Annotated in this window: 15 protein-coding genes and 1 pseudogene; 2 read left to right on the top strand and 14 right to left on the bottom strand. The window is 37.8% G+C overall.

Annotated features, from left to right (window positions below; all coding sequences use genetic code 11):
• Positions 1 to 106 precede the first annotated feature (106 nt).
• The 4 genes from FNK51_RS22835 to FNK51_RS22820 all read right to left on the bottom strand — a co-directional run bounded on the left by FNK51_RS22835 (position 107) and on the right by FNK51_RS22820 (position 4,644).
• Complete coding sequence (locus tag FNK51_RS22835) at positions 107 to 937, bottom strand: GNAT family N-acetyltransferase (RefSeq protein WP_141994783.1); 831 nt, start codon at positions 935 to 937, stop codon at positions 107 to 109.
• A gap of 153 nt (positions 938 to 1,090) precedes the next feature.
• Positions 1,091 to 2,575: an amino acid permease gene (locus FNK51_RS22830; protein WP_141994782.1), complete on the bottom strand. Its 1,485-nt coding sequence runs from the start codon at positions 2,573 to 2,575 to the stop codon at positions 1,091 to 1,093.
• A gap of 22 nt (positions 2,576 to 2,597) precedes the next feature.
• Positions 2,598 to 3,743, bottom strand: coding sequence for an amidohydrolase (locus FNK51_RS22825; RefSeq protein ID WP_098373155.1), 1,146 nt, complete (start codon positions 3,741 to 3,743; stop codon positions 2,598 to 2,600).
• Positions 3,744 to 3,789: 46 nt separating this feature from the next.
• Positions 3,790 to 4,644, bottom strand: coding sequence for a MurR/RpiR family transcriptional regulator (locus FNK51_RS22820; RefSeq protein WP_141994781.1), 855 nt, complete (start codon positions 4,642 to 4,644; stop codon positions 3,790 to 3,792).
• Positions 4,645 to 5,191: 547 nt separating this feature from the next.
• Between FNK51_RS22820 and FNK51_RS22815 the strand changes: the two genes are divergently transcribed.
• Positions 5,192 to 5,608, top strand: coding sequence for a PaaI family thioesterase (locus tag FNK51_RS22815; protein ID WP_141994780.1), 417 nt, complete (start codon positions 5,192 to 5,194; stop codon positions 5,606 to 5,608).
• Between the two features lie 157 nt (positions 5,609 to 5,765).
• On the opposite strand, the gene FNK51_RS22810 is transcribed toward FNK51_RS22815, so the two are convergent.
• The 5 genes from FNK51_RS22810 to FNK51_RS22790 all read right to left on the bottom strand — a co-directional run bounded on the left by FNK51_RS22810 (position 5,766) and on the right by FNK51_RS22790 (position 12,454).
• On the bottom strand, positions 5,766 to 6,338 hold the full coding sequence (locus FNK51_RS22810; RefSeq protein WP_141994779.1) for a hypothetical protein: 573 nt from the start codon (positions 6,336 to 6,338) through the stop codon (positions 5,766 to 5,768).
• 337 nt (positions 6,339 to 6,675) lie between these two features.
• The gene (locus FNK51_RS22805; protein WP_141994778.1) at positions 6,676 to 7,896 is read right to left on the bottom strand and encodes an MFS transporter; all 1,221 of its coding nucleotides are present in this window, start codon (positions 7,894 to 7,896) and stop codon (positions 6,676 to 6,678) included.
• A gap of 65 nt (positions 7,897 to 7,961) precedes the next feature.
• The gene (locus FNK51_RS22800; protein ID WP_098373160.1) at positions 7,962 to 9,581 is read right to left on the bottom strand and encodes an N-acyl-D-amino-acid deacylase family protein; all 1,620 of its coding nucleotides are present in this window, start codon (positions 9,579 to 9,581) and stop codon (positions 7,962 to 7,964) included.
• A 34-nt stretch (positions 9,582 to 9,615) separates the two neighbouring features.
• Positions 9,616 to 11,094 carry a M81 family metallopeptidase gene (locus tag FNK51_RS22795; protein ID WP_141994777.1) on the bottom strand — a complete coding sequence of 493 codons (1,479 nt, stop codon included), beginning with the start codon at positions 11,092 to 11,094 and terminating at the stop codon, positions 9,616 to 9,618.
• A 40-nt stretch (positions 11,095 to 11,134) separates the two neighbouring features.
• Entirely contained in the window at positions 11,135 to 12,454 is a 1,320-nt protein-coding gene (locus tag FNK51_RS22790; RefSeq protein ID WP_141994776.1) for a helix-turn-helix domain-containing protein, read from the bottom strand.
• A 576-nt stretch (positions 12,455 to 13,030) separates the two neighbouring features.
• Between FNK51_RS22790 and FNK51_RS27600 the strand changes: the two genes are divergently transcribed.
• Positions 13,031 to 13,177, top strand: coding sequence for a GntR family transcriptional regulator (locus FNK51_RS27600; RefSeq protein WP_141994792.1), 147 nt, complete (start codon positions 13,031 to 13,033; stop codon positions 13,175 to 13,177).
• A gap of 290 nt (positions 13,178 to 13,467) precedes the next feature.
• On the opposite strand, the gene FNK51_RS22780 is transcribed toward FNK51_RS27600, so the two are convergent.
• The 5 genes and pseudogenes from FNK51_RS22780 to FNK51_RS22765 all read right to left on the bottom strand — a co-directional run.
• A complete protein-coding gene (locus FNK51_RS22780; protein WP_141994775.1) occupies positions 13,468 to 14,595 on the bottom strand; it encodes a PepSY-associated TM helix domain-containing protein in 1,128 nt (375 codons plus the stop codon).
• A gap of 876 nt (positions 14,596 to 15,471) precedes the next feature.
• Positions 15,472 to 15,659, bottom strand: a pseudogene (locus tag FNK51_RS27345) (D-serine ammonia-lyase); the annotation flags it as partial.
• 52 nt (positions 15,660 to 15,711) lie between these two features.
• Positions 15,712 to 16,032, bottom strand: a complete 321-nt coding sequence (locus tag FNK51_RS22775) for a DMT family transporter (protein ID WP_098373168.1) — start codon at positions 16,030 to 16,032, stop codon at positions 15,712 to 15,714.
• 40 nt (positions 16,033 to 16,072) lie between these two features.
• Positions 16,073 to 16,402, bottom strand: a complete 330-nt coding sequence (locus FNK51_RS22770) for a DMT family transporter (protein WP_141994774.1) — start codon at positions 16,400 to 16,402, stop codon at positions 16,073 to 16,075.
• A gap of 29 nt (positions 16,403 to 16,431) precedes the next feature.
• Positions 16,432 to 17,314: Cof-type HAD-IIB family hydrolase (locus tag FNK51_RS22765; RefSeq protein WP_220127001.1), on the bottom strand; the 883-nt coding region annotated here is incomplete at its 5' end.

Raw genomic sequence — 17,314 nt, 5'->3', positions numbered from 1 at the left:
ATTCTCCTTTTGTGATAAAACTGTTAAAAGACACAGTCTTACCAATTTTTTATTAAATAGGCTGACAGCAGCCTGAAATTACGGGCTCTTATTAAAATCTACCTGCTTATTTCTTTGTTAGCACATAAAACTGAACGGGAATTTCTGTCATGGAATTCTTTATAAAATCTGTTACCTCCCATCCTTGCTGAAATAAATCGGTAAATATGTCCCTGGTTTTCATCCGCCATTCATTGGCTGCTTGACTATTTGTGACCCTTATTGTCCGGAAGTCCCTTGGAATGGCCACAAAAGCTGTATCACATTTTTGTTCAGGCAGCGGAAGAGTGAAAGATGGAACAGGCAATCCCTTTTCAATGGTCTCCCATTGAATAAGCGAGTTTTCTATCACAACATCCAGTGGAATTCCCCGTCCACTAGAATCCGTTGTCTTTTTTTTATCAATATGCCATTCGACAAGAAAGCGGTCAGAAGGAACTCCACTGTTTAAAAGGTCTTCCATTTCTCCATAGCAGTTTGCGATATATGTGGAACATCCCCCACCAAGCTTGGCTATATTCAAATACCCATTAATACTTTCTAAAGGATCGTAAGTCCAGGTAATAAGGGAATAGCCGAGCTTTAACGCTTCCTCACGTTGGGCTAACTTTAACTTCTCCCCTATACCTTTGTTGCGAAATTGCTCATCTATGCCTAGAATATGTGAACAAAGATAGGCTGATTTACCATTAAAACCCGGAAAGCTGTATTGAAATCCAATCAGCTGACCCTCGCAATAAGCTCCTAAAACCAAACCACCGTTTTTCACTGCTGTTATGGTTTGGTGTGAGGGGATTGAATCAGTATCTCCCCAAATGTTAGATTCTAGCTTTCTTACCTCCTCAAGTTCTTCAATTCGATGAAGGGAACGAATTACAATTTCCTGTGGTTTCGCCATGGTCAACCTCCTAATAAAAGCCTAAGCGCCTTTATTGCCCAAACAACCATAAGCTGGTCAAGTTAGTTAAACGGCTGTTCGCTTGTCGGGCTAGGCACTTAACCCCTTATTTAATATAAAATGTAGTACTTCCCTATCTTTTTGACAAAGAAGTCATTCCTGACTACTGAAATCAGCTTCTTGCAATGGAATCCTTTTTGTTCGCTTTACGATTTTATAGCCTAGAAAAGCCAGGAGAAATAAAGGAAGCCCGATATAAGAAATTAAAATTCCATACCAGTCAATCTCAGGGCCGAAAAAAGCAGAGTAATTTTGTCCCAGGATAGCTGTAACACATAAAATTGTGGCTAATATCGGACCGAATGGATACCATTTTGAAACATAAGGCAAATCTTTCAAATCTCTTCCTTGTGCAATAAACGCCTTCCGGAAACGATAATGTGTTATCGAAATTCCTAACCAGGATATAAAACCAGATAAACCTGCAGCATTTAATAACCAAGTATAAATAGTGCCTTCACCGAAAAGAGAGGTTAGAAAGGCTGCCATCCCAACGATGGTAGAAAAATACACAGCGTTCACTGGAATGCCGCCTGCATTCACTTTTTTTAGAAACGAAGGTGCTTTTCCTTCTTTCGCCAGCACCCAAAGAACGCGAGAAGCTCCGTACATAGCGGAATTGCCTGCTGAAAGAACAGAAGTAAGAATGACCACATTCATAACGGAGGCAGCTATGGCAAGCCCTGCGTTTTGAAAAACTAATGTGAAGGGACTTACCGCAATATCTTCAATATCCGAGCTTAACAAACGCGGATCGTCATAGCTGATTAAAAATCCAATCACAATGATCGCCAATACATAAAACAAGAGCAGTCTCCAGAAGATTTGCTTAATAGCCTTGGGAATATTTTTTCTCGGGTTTTCACTCTCGCCTGCCGCAATTCCTACTAACTCAGTGCCTTGAAAAGCAAATCCAACCACCATAAAGACACTTATTATGGATAAAAAGCCACCTTTAAACGGTGCTTCCCCTTTGGTGAAATTTTCAAAACCTACGGCATGACCGCCCATTATTCCAAAAATCATTAATAATCCTACTGCTATAAAAATGATAATCGTTAAAACCTTTATAATGGCAAACCAGAATTCTGATTCTCCATATCCTTTTACCGATAAGATATTCAGGCCAAATATGATTGCAAGAAATAATGCGCTCCAAATGATGCCCGGGACAGAAGGCAGCCAAAATTTCATGATCAGGGAGGAAGCTGCTAATTCCAGAGCGACTACGATTGCATTGTTATACCAATAGTTCCATCCGATCGCAAATCCTAAAGCCGGATCGACAAACCTTGATGTATATGTGCTAAAAGAGCCTGTAATAGGAATAAAGGCGGCCATTTCCGCTAAGCTTGTCATCAGAAAGAAAACCATGATCCCGGCAATTATATAGGCAGCTACAGCTCCTCCAGGACCCGCGGTATGAATGATGGAACCGCTCGCTAAAAATAGTCCCGTTCCGATGGTTCCGCCGATTGCAATCATGGAAAGATGCCTTGGTTTGAGCTTGCGCTCCAGCTGTTTTCCATCAGAAGCTGCTTGGACATCCGTTTGTGATGCGAGTGCGGTATTTTTCATGAAACACCTCTTCATTAGATTTTTATAGTGAAAAATTCTCTTCTTCTGTCGCCATCATTACTGTGTTAATTAAAATTTTCGTTCCATAAATAAGTGCTTGTAAATTAAATTTCATATCCGGATGATGCAGACCAGGAGTTAGATCGCAGCCTAATCCTATCATTGTTGCGGTTATATCAGGATTTTGGGCTGTATAAAAATGAAAATCCTCTCCTCCTTGAGAAACACAAACTGGAACGACATTTTCCGTCCCAATGATATCTCCTATTGCGATTTCAGCCAGCGTTATCGCTTTTTCATGCAAGGTCGCAGCTGGAACAAATTCTTCCGCAGACCAGGAGATGGATGTACCAGTTTGCACCATTGTCTGGTCAATAGCTTCCTTTGTTAAGCTATTTAGTTCATTCATTACAACATTTGACTGTGCTCTGGCATCAATTGCAAAGCCAGCTGTTTCCGGGATGACGTTTGATGCTTTGTTGTTTGTTTCAAATTGAGTCATTTTGATGGAATAAGGAGTTTCGGTAACTAGATTAATCTGCTGTAATTTTTGTATAAGCAAAGCCGCTGCCTCGATGACATTTATTCCATCTTGCGGTCGGGATGCATGGGCCTGAATACCTTTGATTGTTCCCCTTATTGTTTCGGCAGAGCCATGGACAATGACGGGGGAAGCTTTCATATAAGGAACCTCCGTACTGGGTCTTACATGTACCCCGAATAAATATGTAACATCCTCCAATGCGCCATCATTGATCATTTGAAGAGCGCCTTCACCTTTTTCTTCCGCAGGCTGAAATATAAATCGGAGAGTGTGTTTAGGCCGGATTCCACTGGAGGCAATGGCCAATGCTGTATATAAAACCATTGTGCTATGTGCGTCATGTCCACATGAATGATTGGCCTTTACAATTCCATCTACTTCCTGAACAAGCGCATCCATATCAGCCCTTAATGCCACAACCTTTTTTGAAATGCCTGGAATCTCGGCAATGATTCCATGATGGCTCTGAAATGTTTTTGTGGCTATTCCCGCTTTCCTAAGACATTTTAATATATAGCAAGACGTTTTTTCCTCCTGCCAGCTTGGCTCAGCCAAAGAATGCAGGTCATGGTAGGACTTTATCAATGATTCTTGATGCTGATCAATATATTGAATCGGGTTCATAATGAAGCACCTCCTCCTTTACATGAATTTTAACTTTATTAAAAACTCATTCATTAAACACTTCATAACTTGAATATAACCTTTCTAATTTTTGCTGATGGGTATGGATCCGTTTTTCGTCTTTTTGATGTATACCTGCAATAACCAAGTCCAATAAGCTAATGACGGAAGCGATTGAATTGGTTCCGGTTTCTGCGTTTTCTTCAGTTGTCAATGCAATATCAGCGATGCGGCCAACAGGTGACAGAAGGCGGTCTGTAACTGAAATTAAACAAACTCCTTGTTCTTTTGCACATTCAGCAACTTTTAATGTTTCATTCGCATACCTCGGAAAGGAAAAAACAACTATCACAGACTTGTTAGTAAGGTTACAAAACTTTTCATAGAAGTCACCTGTTGGTGAACATAAACTTACATTTTCCCTTAATGAACTTAGCGTATAGGAGAACCAATAGGCGGCAGCATGGGAAATGCGATGCCCTGCAATTAATATTTGGTCAGCCTGGATCAAGACATCGACTGCTTTCCATATATCCTGAACGTTCGTATGATCTAATAGATGTCTTAAAATATGAATTTCGTTTTCTATCACTTTGGTAAATGGGTCTTGCTTGTCATCAATGCGAAGAATGGAATCACTATTGGATAAGTCTATATGATTTTGGTGCAGCAGCTGTTTTTGAATTCTGGCCTGCATTTTACTAAACCCTTCAAATCCTAATGAATAGGAAAACCGAATGACCGTCGTTTCACTAACTTCCGCTTCCCGACCAATTTGAAATGCCGTTTTAAAGGCGGCTTCATCCAAATTTTCAATCAGGTAAGCGGCAACTTTTTTTTGACCTGCCGATAAATGGTCAAATTTTTCCTTTACCAATAATTTAAAAGGAAGATGTTCCAAAACATTACCCCTTTCCGACGAATTAAATACTTCTTATTCTAAAAATGATGAAGGTAATCCTTCTTTGTTTTATACACTATCACAATTTAATTAGAAAAAGAAGGAGATTTTTGATTTTTTTGATAATTAATAACTTCAAATTTCAATCAGATAATATGCCTTTTAGTTAAAAAGCAAAAAAACTATAAGAAGGTAGGCAAATTCGAAGAAAAGCCATTATGCCTACAGTTTTTTTCTAAAAATCCATTACAGTTGATTGGAGCGGGTGTTCGAGACTCCTGCTTAGAAAAGCGCGTCTAGTGGAGACCCTGCAGGCGCAAGCCGAGGAGGCTCCCGGGACCGCCCGCGGAAAGCGAGTACCCTACGTTCCAATCAACGTTTAGATTTTACAAACCCTCAAAAAACATTCCAGTTGATTTTTAGAAATCCGCTCCCTTCTTCATTTTTATTTACTTTATTTGTAAATTTAACATTTTCATTGACATTTAACTTCAGGATATATGTTAGAATATTCTGTAGTTTCAACTTTTTCAAGGGGGGCAATTTAATGGGAGAATCACTTAAAGGACACGAACTTTTACAAGTTTTAACAGAGGGGAAACAACCTCCGAATTGTGATCTAACGTTACAGATTGAAGCAAATTATGCCCAGGATGGAATTGCGAGAGGTGTATGGAAAGTAGATGAAAAGTTTATTAACGGAATTGGTGTAGCAATGGGTGGATTTGTCACTTCTGCAGCAGATATTATGATGGCTTATGCGATATCATCTAAATTAAGTATCGGACAATCCTTCGCATCCATTGATTTACATACTACCTTTCATCGACCAGTGAGATTAGGAGACGTACAGGTTGAAGCAAAAGTAGACCGAATCGGAAAAAAAACTGCTTATGTACTCGCAGATTTATTTCAAAATGATAAAAAAGTGGCAAGTGTTGTGTCATCAGTTATGATCCTTTAAACCAGATAAAAAAGCATGTTGCACAAAAAAGCCCTTCGTAACATGCTTCTTTCATTTAGACAATTCGATAAAATCAAGAACGCCCACAAGATTCACCGCTTCGCCTAACCACTTGATTGTAATTTCAATTTTATATTTTCTTTGGATAGACACATCATCAAACAAACCATCGCAGTACAGGGTTTTTGAGATCCATGGTGAATAGACCGTAATCAAGGACGACCATTTCATCATTCTCGTTATATCCGACATTATCTAAACGCAAATCTATTGGTATAATACCGTGCCTTATGAATTTTAATTCCACCTTGATCAGTTTCCTATATTCCTTGATTGCAAACGGCACTTTCGTGTCCACCTTCTTCATGATAATCCAGCCCGTCCCATGCTCCTTAACTGGACATAAATACTTTTTGACTTCCTCATTACAGTTATTATATATATAGGCTTCATTTGCAGTGCTTATTAGTCCTACTTCTGACAATGCAATTTTTAAAATATATCCATTATTTAAATCATAGACGACTCGGTTAAAACCATGCCCGATCATTTTATACTTGAACTTTAGCGTTTTTCTGGCGGTAGATACTAATTGTCCAGCAGTTATATAAAATTGGAATATCCCTATTTGAGATATCCAGGACTCAATGGCTGTTATCTCTTGCCGGGACAGCATTGTATTTTTATTCGGCTGTTGTTTCCTTCCCTTACCATTGTCAATAGGCCACATTCCTTAAACGTCTCCTTTTTTAAAAATTTGTTTCTAGAGAGATGGGATTCCATGGATGAAAAAACAATAGAAGAATAAATGCATGTTCTAAGTTTTTCAAGATTTCCCCTTCGTTATATGATATGTCTTTATTATAAAACGGCTTGTACTGTAGCTGAGGATACTAGAAAAAACTACAAATATTTCAATGAAGGGAAGGAAAAAGAGAAACCTGCTTATTTTTGAGTCTTCTTAAATAAATTCAAAAACCCCGGAGTTGGCCTTGAAAGCCACCCCGGGGTTTTTGAATTTTCATATTGTTATCGTTTTTGGCAGGTATGCGTCGCCTTTTCATGTACTATGCTAATAAGTCAACATCTTTTGGTTGCTCCATATGATTATTCTTTTTAATGGATAGCGCAGCAATTATAGAAATGGCGGAACAAGCGATTAAGAACCAAAAGGCGCCATTGTAGGATCCTGTAAGGGTGATTATAAAGCCCATGACAAGAGGTGATATGAACCCTGCTGCCTGTGCCCCCATATTAATTACTCCCATTGCGGAACCGATAACCTGTTTAGACATGATTTTATGCGGCAAAGCAAAGGCAACTGTAAAGGCAAAGCTTTTAAAGACCATACAAAGGTTCAAATATACCATAGCTGCTACAAGGGAGGTCGAGGTAAACATCATATACAGGAATATTCCTGACATGAGCATGCCAAATGCTGCATAATATTTTTCTAAGTTATTAAAAAACCTGTCAAGAAGCCATCCGCTGAACAACATAGCAACTCCAGTAGAAATACCCGGTAACGCTGCATAAAAACCCATGGACAACAGATCCATTCCTCTTGCTTCCATCAAATAGGATGGAATCCAGGAAGAAAGTCCCCAATTTACTATTCCGGCAGCAAACCACATGACGGTTATTTTCCACAAGCCGGAATTCATCAGCAATTCCTTCATTGGAATTCTATTGTCTTTTAATGGAGCAGTGCTTTCATTTGGTTTAAAATATACCCAGAAAGCTATCGTTAACAATATTCCTAGCAATCCGATTACATAAAACATGTTTCTCCAGCCCATAAATAAAATCATCGGCGCAGCCACTAGTGGGGCAAGTGCCATCCCAAAGTAATTGGATGACATCAAGTAAGCAGAAGCCTTTGGCCTTTCATCCCGGGGAAAATAATCCGCTATCCCCTTTTGGGAAGCTGAAGGATATCCTCCTTGACCAAGCCCGAAGAGAAAACGTATGACAAGTAACGAAATAAGAGACCAGGCAAAACCGGTAAATACGGTAAAAACAGACCATACAATGATGGACCATATTAAGACTCTTCTCGAACCCAGTTTATCTGTTAGCCATCCTCCTGGTATTTGCATGATAGCATAGGATAAGAAGAAGCTACTCAAGATTGCCCCGACAGCAGCAGCATCCAAATTAAATTCTTCCTTAATAGATACAACAGCCACACTCATGACCATCCGATCCAAATAATCAACCAGATAACCAACGAACAGCAAAAATAATATAAAGTGCTTATTTTGGGACCCTCCAATGTAACGCTTCATCTTATTCCTCCCTTTTTCTACTAATCCTTCATTTTTCTTTCCATGGGCAAATTAATAGGGATTATCTATCGATCTTGAAATGTTGCCACTTTATCTATTGAACTTTGGAACCTTCTAATTACCTTCCCCTCTCGTGCTCCTGTGTATTCCCCATGATAAACGGTTAATTTTCCATTTATATAAACCACATGTATGCCTTCAGGCTCTAATAGCGGCTCTTCAAATGTAGCTCGATCTTTAATTTTTAAAGGATCAAATATAACAATATCTGCCTGATATCCCTCTTTAATTAATCCCCTATCCTTTAATCTCATTAGCTGCGCAGGAGCACCTGTCATTCGACGAATCGCTTGTTCAAGCGTCAAAGCTCCTTCTTCCCTAACATATTTGCCTAATACTCTCGGAAATGTCCCATATAATCGGGGATGCGGTTTACCTCCAAAAATCCCATCGGATCCTACCATTTGCAGTGGATGGCACATACTCAGCAAAACATCTTCCGCAAATCCCCAATGAATAACCATTGCTACATTCCCTTTTTCCTCAATGAGAATATCAAATGCGGCATCTTCAGGGGATTGCTGCCTGATTTCTGAAATTTCAATCATGTCCTTACCTTCTAAGCATTTATTAGAATCCGTTTGAACGGAGGTAATAATGATATTTTTCCAGCCACAATTCAAAACCCAATTTTCATACTCTGTGTTTGTTTTAAATTCATCTGAGATTCTTTTTCTGAATTCTGGAATATTCAATCGTATTAGCGTTTCTTCCGTTCCCCCTGAATGCATCCAAGGTGGAAGTATGGCATGAAAAACGGTTGAAGCGGCTGAATATGGATATTGATCAAAGGTAATCTCAATACCTTCCTCTCTAGCGGCATTCATCTTGTCCAGCGCTTTCTTAAATTTATCCCTATTTCCCTGGCCAATTATCTTAAAATGGGAAATATGTAATCTTACACCGGATTGTCTGGAAACATCTATGACTTCATCCAAAGCTGATAAAGAGTGAATGCTTTCATTCCGAATATGGACAACGAAACAGCCGTCATATTTCGCAGTACCCTTACATATTTCAATCAATTCTTCCTTATTGGAGAAAACATTTGGGGGATAAACTAATCCTGAGGACAAGCCTACTGCTCCCATACGCATTCCTTCCTCGACCATCAAACGCATTTTTTCCAATTCTTGTTTAGTAGCCACTCTATCCTCAAATCCCATGACCAAGGAACGAACCGCGCCATGAGGCACAAGGTAAGCCGCGTTGCCTATCATTTTTGACTTTTCTAGAAATGAAAAATATTCATCAATGCTATTCCATGGCCACTCCCCAATATCGCCATTTAGTCCACTTAATTGTTTTTTCCATAACGGCTTTGTTTTTTCCGATACAGGAGCAACAGAAATACCATCCTGCCCAAATAATTCTGTAGTCACACCCTGAAGTGACTTTATTTTATGAACTTCAGGAACAGTACAAAGTAAATCGGAATGAACATGGGGATCAATAAATCCTGGTGAAACCGCCAACCCATTGGCATCTATAGTTTGCTTTGCCTGTTCGCTGCTTAAATTGCCCATAAAAGTAATTCTTCCATCCTTGATTCCAATGTCAGTTTTCGTCCAAGGGTTCCCTGTTCCATCATAAACCCTTCCATTTTTTATTATCACGTCAAGCATTTGACCACATCCTCTATATATTAGTTAGACTTAGTTAGACTAATTGATGATTTAAAATAGGATCAAAAGGGTAAATCGGTCTGCTTATATTCTTGTAATCAAAGGTTGATAACTTCACACTGCTTAACCCAGGCGAGTCAACCGTTATAATTTCTTTAGCAATAGGCATGAAGGCTGCGCGAAAATGGTGAGATGATTTCAAACCAACAATACTTGATTTCTCAACATCTATTCCATGAAGGAGGAAAACTTGTTCATCAAAAGTCTGGGAATTTACAGAGCATACAATGATATCCATGTTTCCAACCAATAATCTTGCACTTCTACCCAGGTTCACTTTGCTTCCTTTCCACATCGGTGAGGATTGAATAAACTTGCCATCAGATAGACTTTTTACATAAGCTGATATTTTTAGAGGGCTGCCGTGTAATGTATCTGTTTTACCGCCTAATTCGACTTGAATTAGGGAACCCACACCTTCTTTATGCGCCATTTCCGCAACTCCTGGATCAAAAATAAATCCAAAGCAGCTATTTGGAATGTTTGCTTCAATCATTTCCTTCAATAAAAATGTGCCATCTCCTGGTGTACCTGCACCAGGGTTATCGGAAGCTTCATTAATGATGATGGGCATTTCCTTCTGGGAGGAAGCATATGTAATGGCTTTCTTTGGTGAAGGCAATATAGGAAAAAATTCATCTTTCTTCTCAAAAATTCTAACAGCTATATCATCTGAAATTTTTTGTGCTAATGAGGGTTCATTGTTCGTAATGGCAATTACTGAAACTCCTGCGTGAGGGATATCTGAATATGGGAAGCCGTGAAATAAGGTACAATCAAGGACCTTAGGATGCTTTTCCCATTCCTGGCACCATTCATTGATTTCTTTAATTGGAGAATAGTAGGAAGTAGTAGTAGGAATAAGTAATGGTAATTTAGTTAGAGACATTTCCGGGTTAACTTTACCTTGAATGATACAAGCAGTTACATCAATCGCTTCTATCCCCCTTTCATAGGAATCCGTATGAGGGTAATCTATATTGCCGAGTAGTACATCTGCTTCTTTAACCATGGTTTCCGTAATATTACCATGGAGGTCCAATGCAGCTACGATTGGTATTTCTGATCCCAAAATGCTTCTTAATTCCGATAAAATCTCACCTTCAATATCGTCAATTCCTTCTGCTACTCCTGCTCCATGAAGAAATAGACAAATCCCGTCCAGTTTGCCCGAATTCATAATGCTTGATATTAATAGATTTTTTGCTTTTTGAAACGTTTCAGGTGTTATCGTTCCTGATGGATTGGCCATGGCTGCAAAGGTCGGCACAATTTCAATCCCTAGCTCTTCTCCCCGATGGATCATCCCACCCAAATAATCCAATACACCAGTATGCCTATCGAGAAGTTCCTCTCCTTGGGTCCATTCCCATACTTTAAATAAGTCGACTGTCGTTCTTACCCGAGAAAACGTATTCGTTTCGTGAGCCAACTGACCAATTGCTATTCTCATTAAATTACCCCTTTCTTCACTAGTATGAATAATAAAAATCCTATCTGACTGACTCCCTGGAAAATTGAAATTCATATAACTGTCGGGGTCTCCCCCGGTTAATGGGCTGTTCCTCACCCACGATGACAGCTAAATTCGTATTTTCAAGGGTATTCAGGATTCTCCTAGCGCTCCTAATGGTCAAACCTAATCCGTTAGCAAGATCATTTGAAGTGATGCACCTATTGCCAAAGCACTCACAAAAGGAAAGTAATTTGTTTATGGTTGCAATACTGAGCCCAGCTGTTTTTGCTAAATTCATTAGATGTGGGTCATCACTCCGCAAAGAATATTTCAATTTCCCATCTTTTCCGACTGGCCCAAAAACAGTTCCATCCATGTCAACCACAAAGCAACTCGGTTTATTAACTCTCGCTTTCATAAGTGCTTTACGAGCACTCACTTCCGCTTCGTTTGCTGTATGTCCAAATCCTATTCCAATGGTGGTCTCTACATCAATTTTCATGGCTATCTCATCTAATAGCGGTGCTTTTTTATATTTGTGGGTAGTCCTTTCAATGGCGCCCCGAGTGGTTATAAATCGGACTTCATCTCGTTCTGACCAGTCAAAAATAGCCTGGACCTCTTCACAAAAATCGATTAGAAGATTTTGAAGTGCAGCCTTTTTTCGCTGTTCTCCATATTCTGATATGGGCTTTTTTAAAGAAGAAAGCAAATTATTAAAATGCAGGATTCCAATGGCAATTTGTGTATCGCTTTGAAGCAAGGCCTTCCCCTCCAAAAGGACATTATTCAAGCTAGTTCGAATGGCGGACATAGTAGGGAGAACCCTGAATACTAGTACCCCTAGCCCTTTTAACGATTCGTATACGGATTTAACACAGGTAACGGCCACCTGAGTTTGATTATTTTTCCATAATTCATAATGAAAATGAACCAATTCATCCGCTTTTTGATCAGCTTTCAGAAACATCTTTTCTGGATATATTTCTAAATCCTCAAAACACTCTTTTACTTCTCTATTTGGCAATGTGTCTATACTAATCCTTAACGGTTCCTTGATTGGGTTAAAAGAAGTTTCTGTAATGATCTTAAAAAGAGTACGATACAAGGATGTTCCTGTTGAGGGAATAAACACCATAGGCTTTTTAACATTTTGATTCTTTGCCATTTGATAAGGAATTATGCCTAAAAAGAATAAAACATCCGCCTCGTCGACTCTTCTTTTAATCACATCTATTGTTTCCTGTTCATGTTTGTAAGGTGCAGGTAACATGGTAATGTCAGAGTACGATTGACCGATAGTAAACACTAGTTCTACTAAATCTATAGGACCTATTACTAATACTTTTGTATTCATCCGATCCTCCACTTTTATTTTTCAAATAATACTGAATAGTAAGTTTTTATTATTGTTTATAACTTTAACTATCTAAATAATAAAAGTAAATGTCTGTTAATGGACCGAAATACGTTTTTTTGAGCAATCAGTTATTTATTTGAGCTTTCTCCATTCCTTTTCACTAGAGAATACTATATCTTCGTGCATCCAGTTGACCTAGGCCTTTATTGATCTATTATCGATATCATATATTAATTGGGTAATATTAGGGAAAATATGTCTATTTGCCGCATATCATTGTTTATCAAGACCTACATTTAAAAAATATAGATAAAATTAAAGGACATTACATATTAGTTTATATCAAATAGGTAATGTCCTTTATTCATTAAAAATCGTGCTCGATTATGGAAGAATACTTAAAGGAATTTATGGATTTGAATTTGTTGCCATACAATTTTATAAATGTATGAAAAAAGGATGAGGATTGTGCCTATTAATCCGTTTGAAAAATATTCAATGACATGGAAGCCGACATTAAATCGAGAAGATAGACCGATTTTATCAGGCATTAGCTAAGCAGTAGAATGTAACATTATAGAGGGGCGTTTAGTTCCAGGCACAAAACTTCCACCGCAAAGAGAGTTAGCAGACTATTTGGATGTGAATCTAAGTATGCTACCAAATCGTGTATCATATCAACCTTTACATGATGAGTATAAATGGCTATACATTGCGTAGGATATTTTGCTAATCATATCTATATCCATTGGAAATTAGATACCAATACAGGAACCTAATACTTCAGTTCTTACTGGGGAAATTGATGTTTTTCATGCATGAAAAAATGCCCGATTCCATAATATTAGAATTGGACATTTTATAAAGCTATTAAAGTTAAGGTAAAACTGCTGCCCATTAAATATACGTCTACTTCCCGGCCTTCGATCCGGGAGTAAATAATTTTTCTTGAAATTTACTTGACATGGATATAAGCGATAAGATTACAAGGGATTCACATCGCCGTGTGTTTATGCTACGGCTCTCGAGTCGATTTTCTGTTTCCGTTTGTTCTTGTTCTTTTTCTTATACCACCACATATAGACACCAGTGAACATCAGTATAGATGGAGTAAGACCACCGATAGCATACAAAATTTTAGTAAATAAGCCACCAAAACTACCGGTATGTAATGGAAAGTGCCATGTTTGATACATAAGCCCACTATTAACACGTGGATCTAGCTTGCCCACTACTTTTCCGCTATACTGATCTAACCATACTTTTACATTTCCATTCCCTGGATCGAATGAACCGCTGAGACGAAATTCCACTGCGCCTTCTGGAGTTCCTCTTTCCACCTTTTCGGGCATTCTAACTTGCATAAGTGTTCCCTGAGGTACTGCTTTTTCAGCTCTACTTATCAATTCATCAAGTGGAAGCTTTCCAGTGGGAAGGGCTTTTGAGATAAGCTGCTCTTCTGGAGGCATTACCTTTGCTTTTGCACCAAACCAACCAAAAATCATTTCATCATACACAAAAAGTGCTCCTGTTAACGAAACAACCAATAAAAACGGAATGGAAACTCCACCAATGACTTTATGTAGATCATATTGCCGTACATAAGGGTTAGCATTACGTCTTAAAATAAACCCACGCGCCCATTTTTTAATCCCCGGCCACCATAAATATAATCCTGATAATGTAATAAAAAAGAAAATAAATCCAATTGTACCGATGATTTTATCACCATTGAAATCTTTTAACAGCAGCTTTTCGTGAAACTCCGCTATTAGATTAAATAATGCTTTATCCCCTAATGCTCCGTTTATGTATCCTGTTCCTGGATCGACAAATATGTTTTTTTGTTCTTCTCCTTCTTTAAGGCGGAATAGGTAAACTCCTCGAGCGTTAGGTTCACTTGGAGTGTATACACGGTCAATTTGACCTTTTGGATGTGATTCTGATACAACCTGCAAGGCTTGCTGGTACGTAACTTTTTTTCCTTCTGTTACTTTATACAAATTAGGATGCAGCATGCTGTTTAGTTCAGGTTCAAAGACAAGCAAACTTCCTGTTAAGCCAATCAGTACAATAAAAACACCTGCTAGCATACTAAGCCATAAATGAATTTTTGCGATGATTCTACGTGTTTTCATAGAAATGCCTTCTTTCCAAAAGTAGTATGAAATTATGAATGATAATCAATACTATAAAGAGAATGATTATCATTGTCAATAAAAACTAGTAAAAGCCTATATAACCCTTATTTGATAGTCTTTAGATGAACTTAACTAATAAAAAGAGATGCCCCAAAAGTTTTACTTCTGGGACATCCACTTTTAGAAAATGAGTTCAACGTGTAATTTTTTTCTGGAAAGGTTGGACAGGAATTTAGGGATTGCTTTTTTTACGATTAGGCTTTGTTAAATAACAATCTTGTTCATCAAAAAAGGACCAAATTTTTTGGTCCTTTCGTTTGTTACCATCTTCAAATCCCTGCACCATCAAGCCTTGCTATGTATAAATACACAGTCACCAGCATTGGTGTTTTTTATTGTTTATATAGGTATAATCCATACCGTAAAGACCTACAGCTTCATGCAGACGTGAACAATGAGCTTTATGAAGTGAATCAGCAAGAGTTCAATGGACATTTAATTTTTGGAATTTAACTGCATACATTACGTTTTCTTAACATGTGGTCCTGACATAGTCAGGGTCTATTTTTATATATGGCATGGTCTGAATGTCAGACTCAATTTAGAATTAGTAATCATTAGTTGAACAATTAAAGGGCCGATAATATCGGTTCTACTAAAATAAAAGTTTTATAAGAAAATTAGGAGGATACCATAATGGCAAAAAAAGAATTGTTTGGATTTATTCAATGGTTGGCAATCTTGAAGACCCAAGGGATTCAGCTCTACAATCTTATCAATGACTGTCTTATGTTATAAAAAACAGTTTTTACACGATTTTATATACAATATTGCATACCTTTTTTGTTTACTTTATCTGAAATGTGTGTTATTAGCAAAACGCTTTAACCTTTCCTCAGCATCTTTTACATCCTTTTCATTAAGTGGAAGTTTTTTTAATCCAATTTAAAATGGTTCATATTTAGGATTTGACCAAAACACTTCCTTTGTAGCAACTAACACTTTATTAAAGGATATTCTTTTACCAATCTTGAATAGTTTTCATCACTCTTCTCATCCATAGGTATCGTAACTTTTTTCTTTATCTACTTATTGCCATTTAATACCCTGACCTTAATGTCCAGAAGTCATTTTAATACCTACTGCCCCTGCAATAATACACATAATAAATAGGGTTAATCTTAAACTTCTAGGTTCATTAAAGAAGATCATTCCTGCTAAAACACTTCCAACAGAGCCGATACTGGTCCAAATTGCATAGGCAGTCCCCACTGGAATAGAAGTTAATGACAAAGAAAGAAAATAAAAGCTTAAACTCCCCAAAAAAAGACACGCTACAGAGGGGAGTAATTTTTTAAACCCGTCTGCACGTTTCAGGCTTATAACACTGCCAATCTCGGCAAATCCGGCAATAAGAAGAAAAAACCAAGCCATTGAATCATCCCCTAACCTTGCATAAATCATATCATTTCCTTTAATGTTTAGGTTGTGCCGGATTGATTTTTATTCCAATTATCCCTAATATCATTAAAGCCATAAAAAATACTTTCAGTGGATTAATGGTCTCTCCCAAAAAAAGCATCCCAATTACTACTGTTCCCACCGTTCCCAATCCAGTAAAAATGGCGTAACCAGTTCCTAAGGGAATGGAATGTAAAGCTTTTGAAAGTAAAAAGAAACTAAAGATTATAATAACTACCGTTACTATACTAGGTATAATTTTGGTGAATCCGTGAGAATATTTAAGACCGATCACCCAGACGATTTCCAAAAGTCCTGCGATTATGATATATATCCATGCCATTTTATCGCTCTCTCCTTCGGCATTGACACTTATTTTTGAACCACGAAGTTCTCCATATATCGATAAATCGCATAAGCTACCCCATTCTCATCATTATTAAGGGTTGTCGTTGTACAAACAGCTTTTATGACATCTTTCGCATTTCCCATCGCTACGCTGTATCCAACTTTCTGGAACATGGATAAATCATTGTTGCTGTCCCCGATTGCCATAGCCTGATCTAGGGAGCCATTCATCAAAAAAGCCAATTTTTCAAGGGCCATTCCTTTTGAAGCTCTTTTACTAGTAATTTCAATGTTGTGATCAGCAGATGAAACAACCATCAACTCATCAAACTGTTTGAATTGGTTCCATGCTTCTTCTAATTTCTTTTTATCAAAAGAACATGCCAATATGTTATAGAATTCTTCCTCCTGTTTTAAGATATCATGATAGTTTTCAACTAAAACATATCCAAACTGGTCAAATTGCCTTTCCGCTACTTCAACTAATTCTTCCATATCTGTATTCAAATCGGCGCTTTTCAAACTTTTAATCTCATTATGGAAATGTTCTCTACCCTTTTTAAGAGTATAAATGGCTTTATCAGTAAACACTTCGTAATAATAATTCCGTTCATCTAACCATTGGAGTATAGATTCGACACAATCTTTAGTTATCGTAATTGAAGAAATGCACTTTCCGCTTTTGGAATGGATGGTTGCGCCATTTGTCCCGATTACAAATGGGGAAATCCCGGCTTTTTCACAAATTGTTTGAACGTCAAAATAAGCTCGTCCTGTTGAAATAACTACTTCAAAGCCTCTATCTTGGGCATATTGAATCGCCTTTATATTTTCTTCACTAATTTCATTCTGGTCGTTTAATAATGTTCCGTCTAAATCTATCGCAATGAAACTCATGCTATATAGC

Origin of the sequence: Bacillus sp. B4EP4a, assembly GCF_006680105.1 — a bacterium.
GTDB lineage: Bacteria > Bacillota > Bacilli > Bacillales > DSM-1321 > Peribacillus > Peribacillus simplex_E.
This window is presented reverse-complemented; position numbering and strand designations above follow the sequence as displayed.

What these genes read in the sequence shown, in the direction of transcription:
- FNK51_RS22810 (WP_141994779.1), bottom strand. Translation starts at nt 6,338, where the DNA reads ATGTGGCCTATTGACAATGGTAAGGGAAGGAAACAACAGCCGAATAAA.
- FNK51_RS22805 (WP_141994778.1), bottom strand. Translation starts at nt 7,896, where the DNA reads ATGAAGCGTTACATTGGAGGGTCCCAAAATAAGCACTTTATATTATTT.
- FNK51_RS22835 (WP_141994783.1), bottom strand. Translation starts at nt 937, where the DNA reads ATGGCGAAACCACAGGAAATTGTAATTCGTTCCCTTCATCGAATTGAA.
- FNK51_RS22780 (WP_141994775.1), bottom strand. Translation starts at nt 14,595, where the DNA reads ATGAAAACACGTAGAATCATCGCAAAAATTCATTTATGGCTTAGTATG.
- FNK51_RS22790 (WP_141994776.1), bottom strand. Translation starts at nt 12,454, where the DNA reads ATGAATACAAAAGTATTAGTAATAGGTCCTATAGATTTAGTAGAACTA.
- FNK51_RS22830 (WP_141994782.1), bottom strand. Translation starts at nt 2,575, where the DNA reads ATGAAAAATACCGCACTCGCATCACAAACGGATGTCCAAGCAGCTTCT.
- FNK51_RS22770 (WP_141994774.1), bottom strand. Translation starts at nt 16,402, where the DNA reads ATGGCATGGATATATATCATAATCGCAGGACTTTTGGAAATCGTCTGG.
- FNK51_RS22825 (WP_098373155.1), bottom strand. Translation starts at nt 3,743, where the DNA reads ATGAACCCGATTCAATATATTGATCAGCATCAAGAATCATTGATAAAG.
- FNK51_RS22795 (WP_141994777.1), bottom strand. Translation starts at nt 11,094, where the DNA reads ATGAGAATAGCAATTGGTCAGTTGGCTCACGAAACGAATACGTTTTCT.
- FNK51_RS22815 (WP_141994780.1), top strand. Translation starts at nt 5,192, where the DNA reads ATGGGAGAATCACTTAAAGGACACGAACTTTTACAAGTTTTAACAGAG.
- FNK51_RS22775 (WP_098373168.1), bottom strand. Translation starts at nt 16,032, where the DNA reads ATGGCTTGGTTTTTTCTTCTTATTGCCGGATTTGCCGAGATTGGCAGT.
- FNK51_RS22800 (WP_098373160.1), bottom strand. Translation starts at nt 9,581, where the DNA reads ATGCTTGACGTGATAATAAAAAATGGAAGGGTTTATGATGGAACAGGG.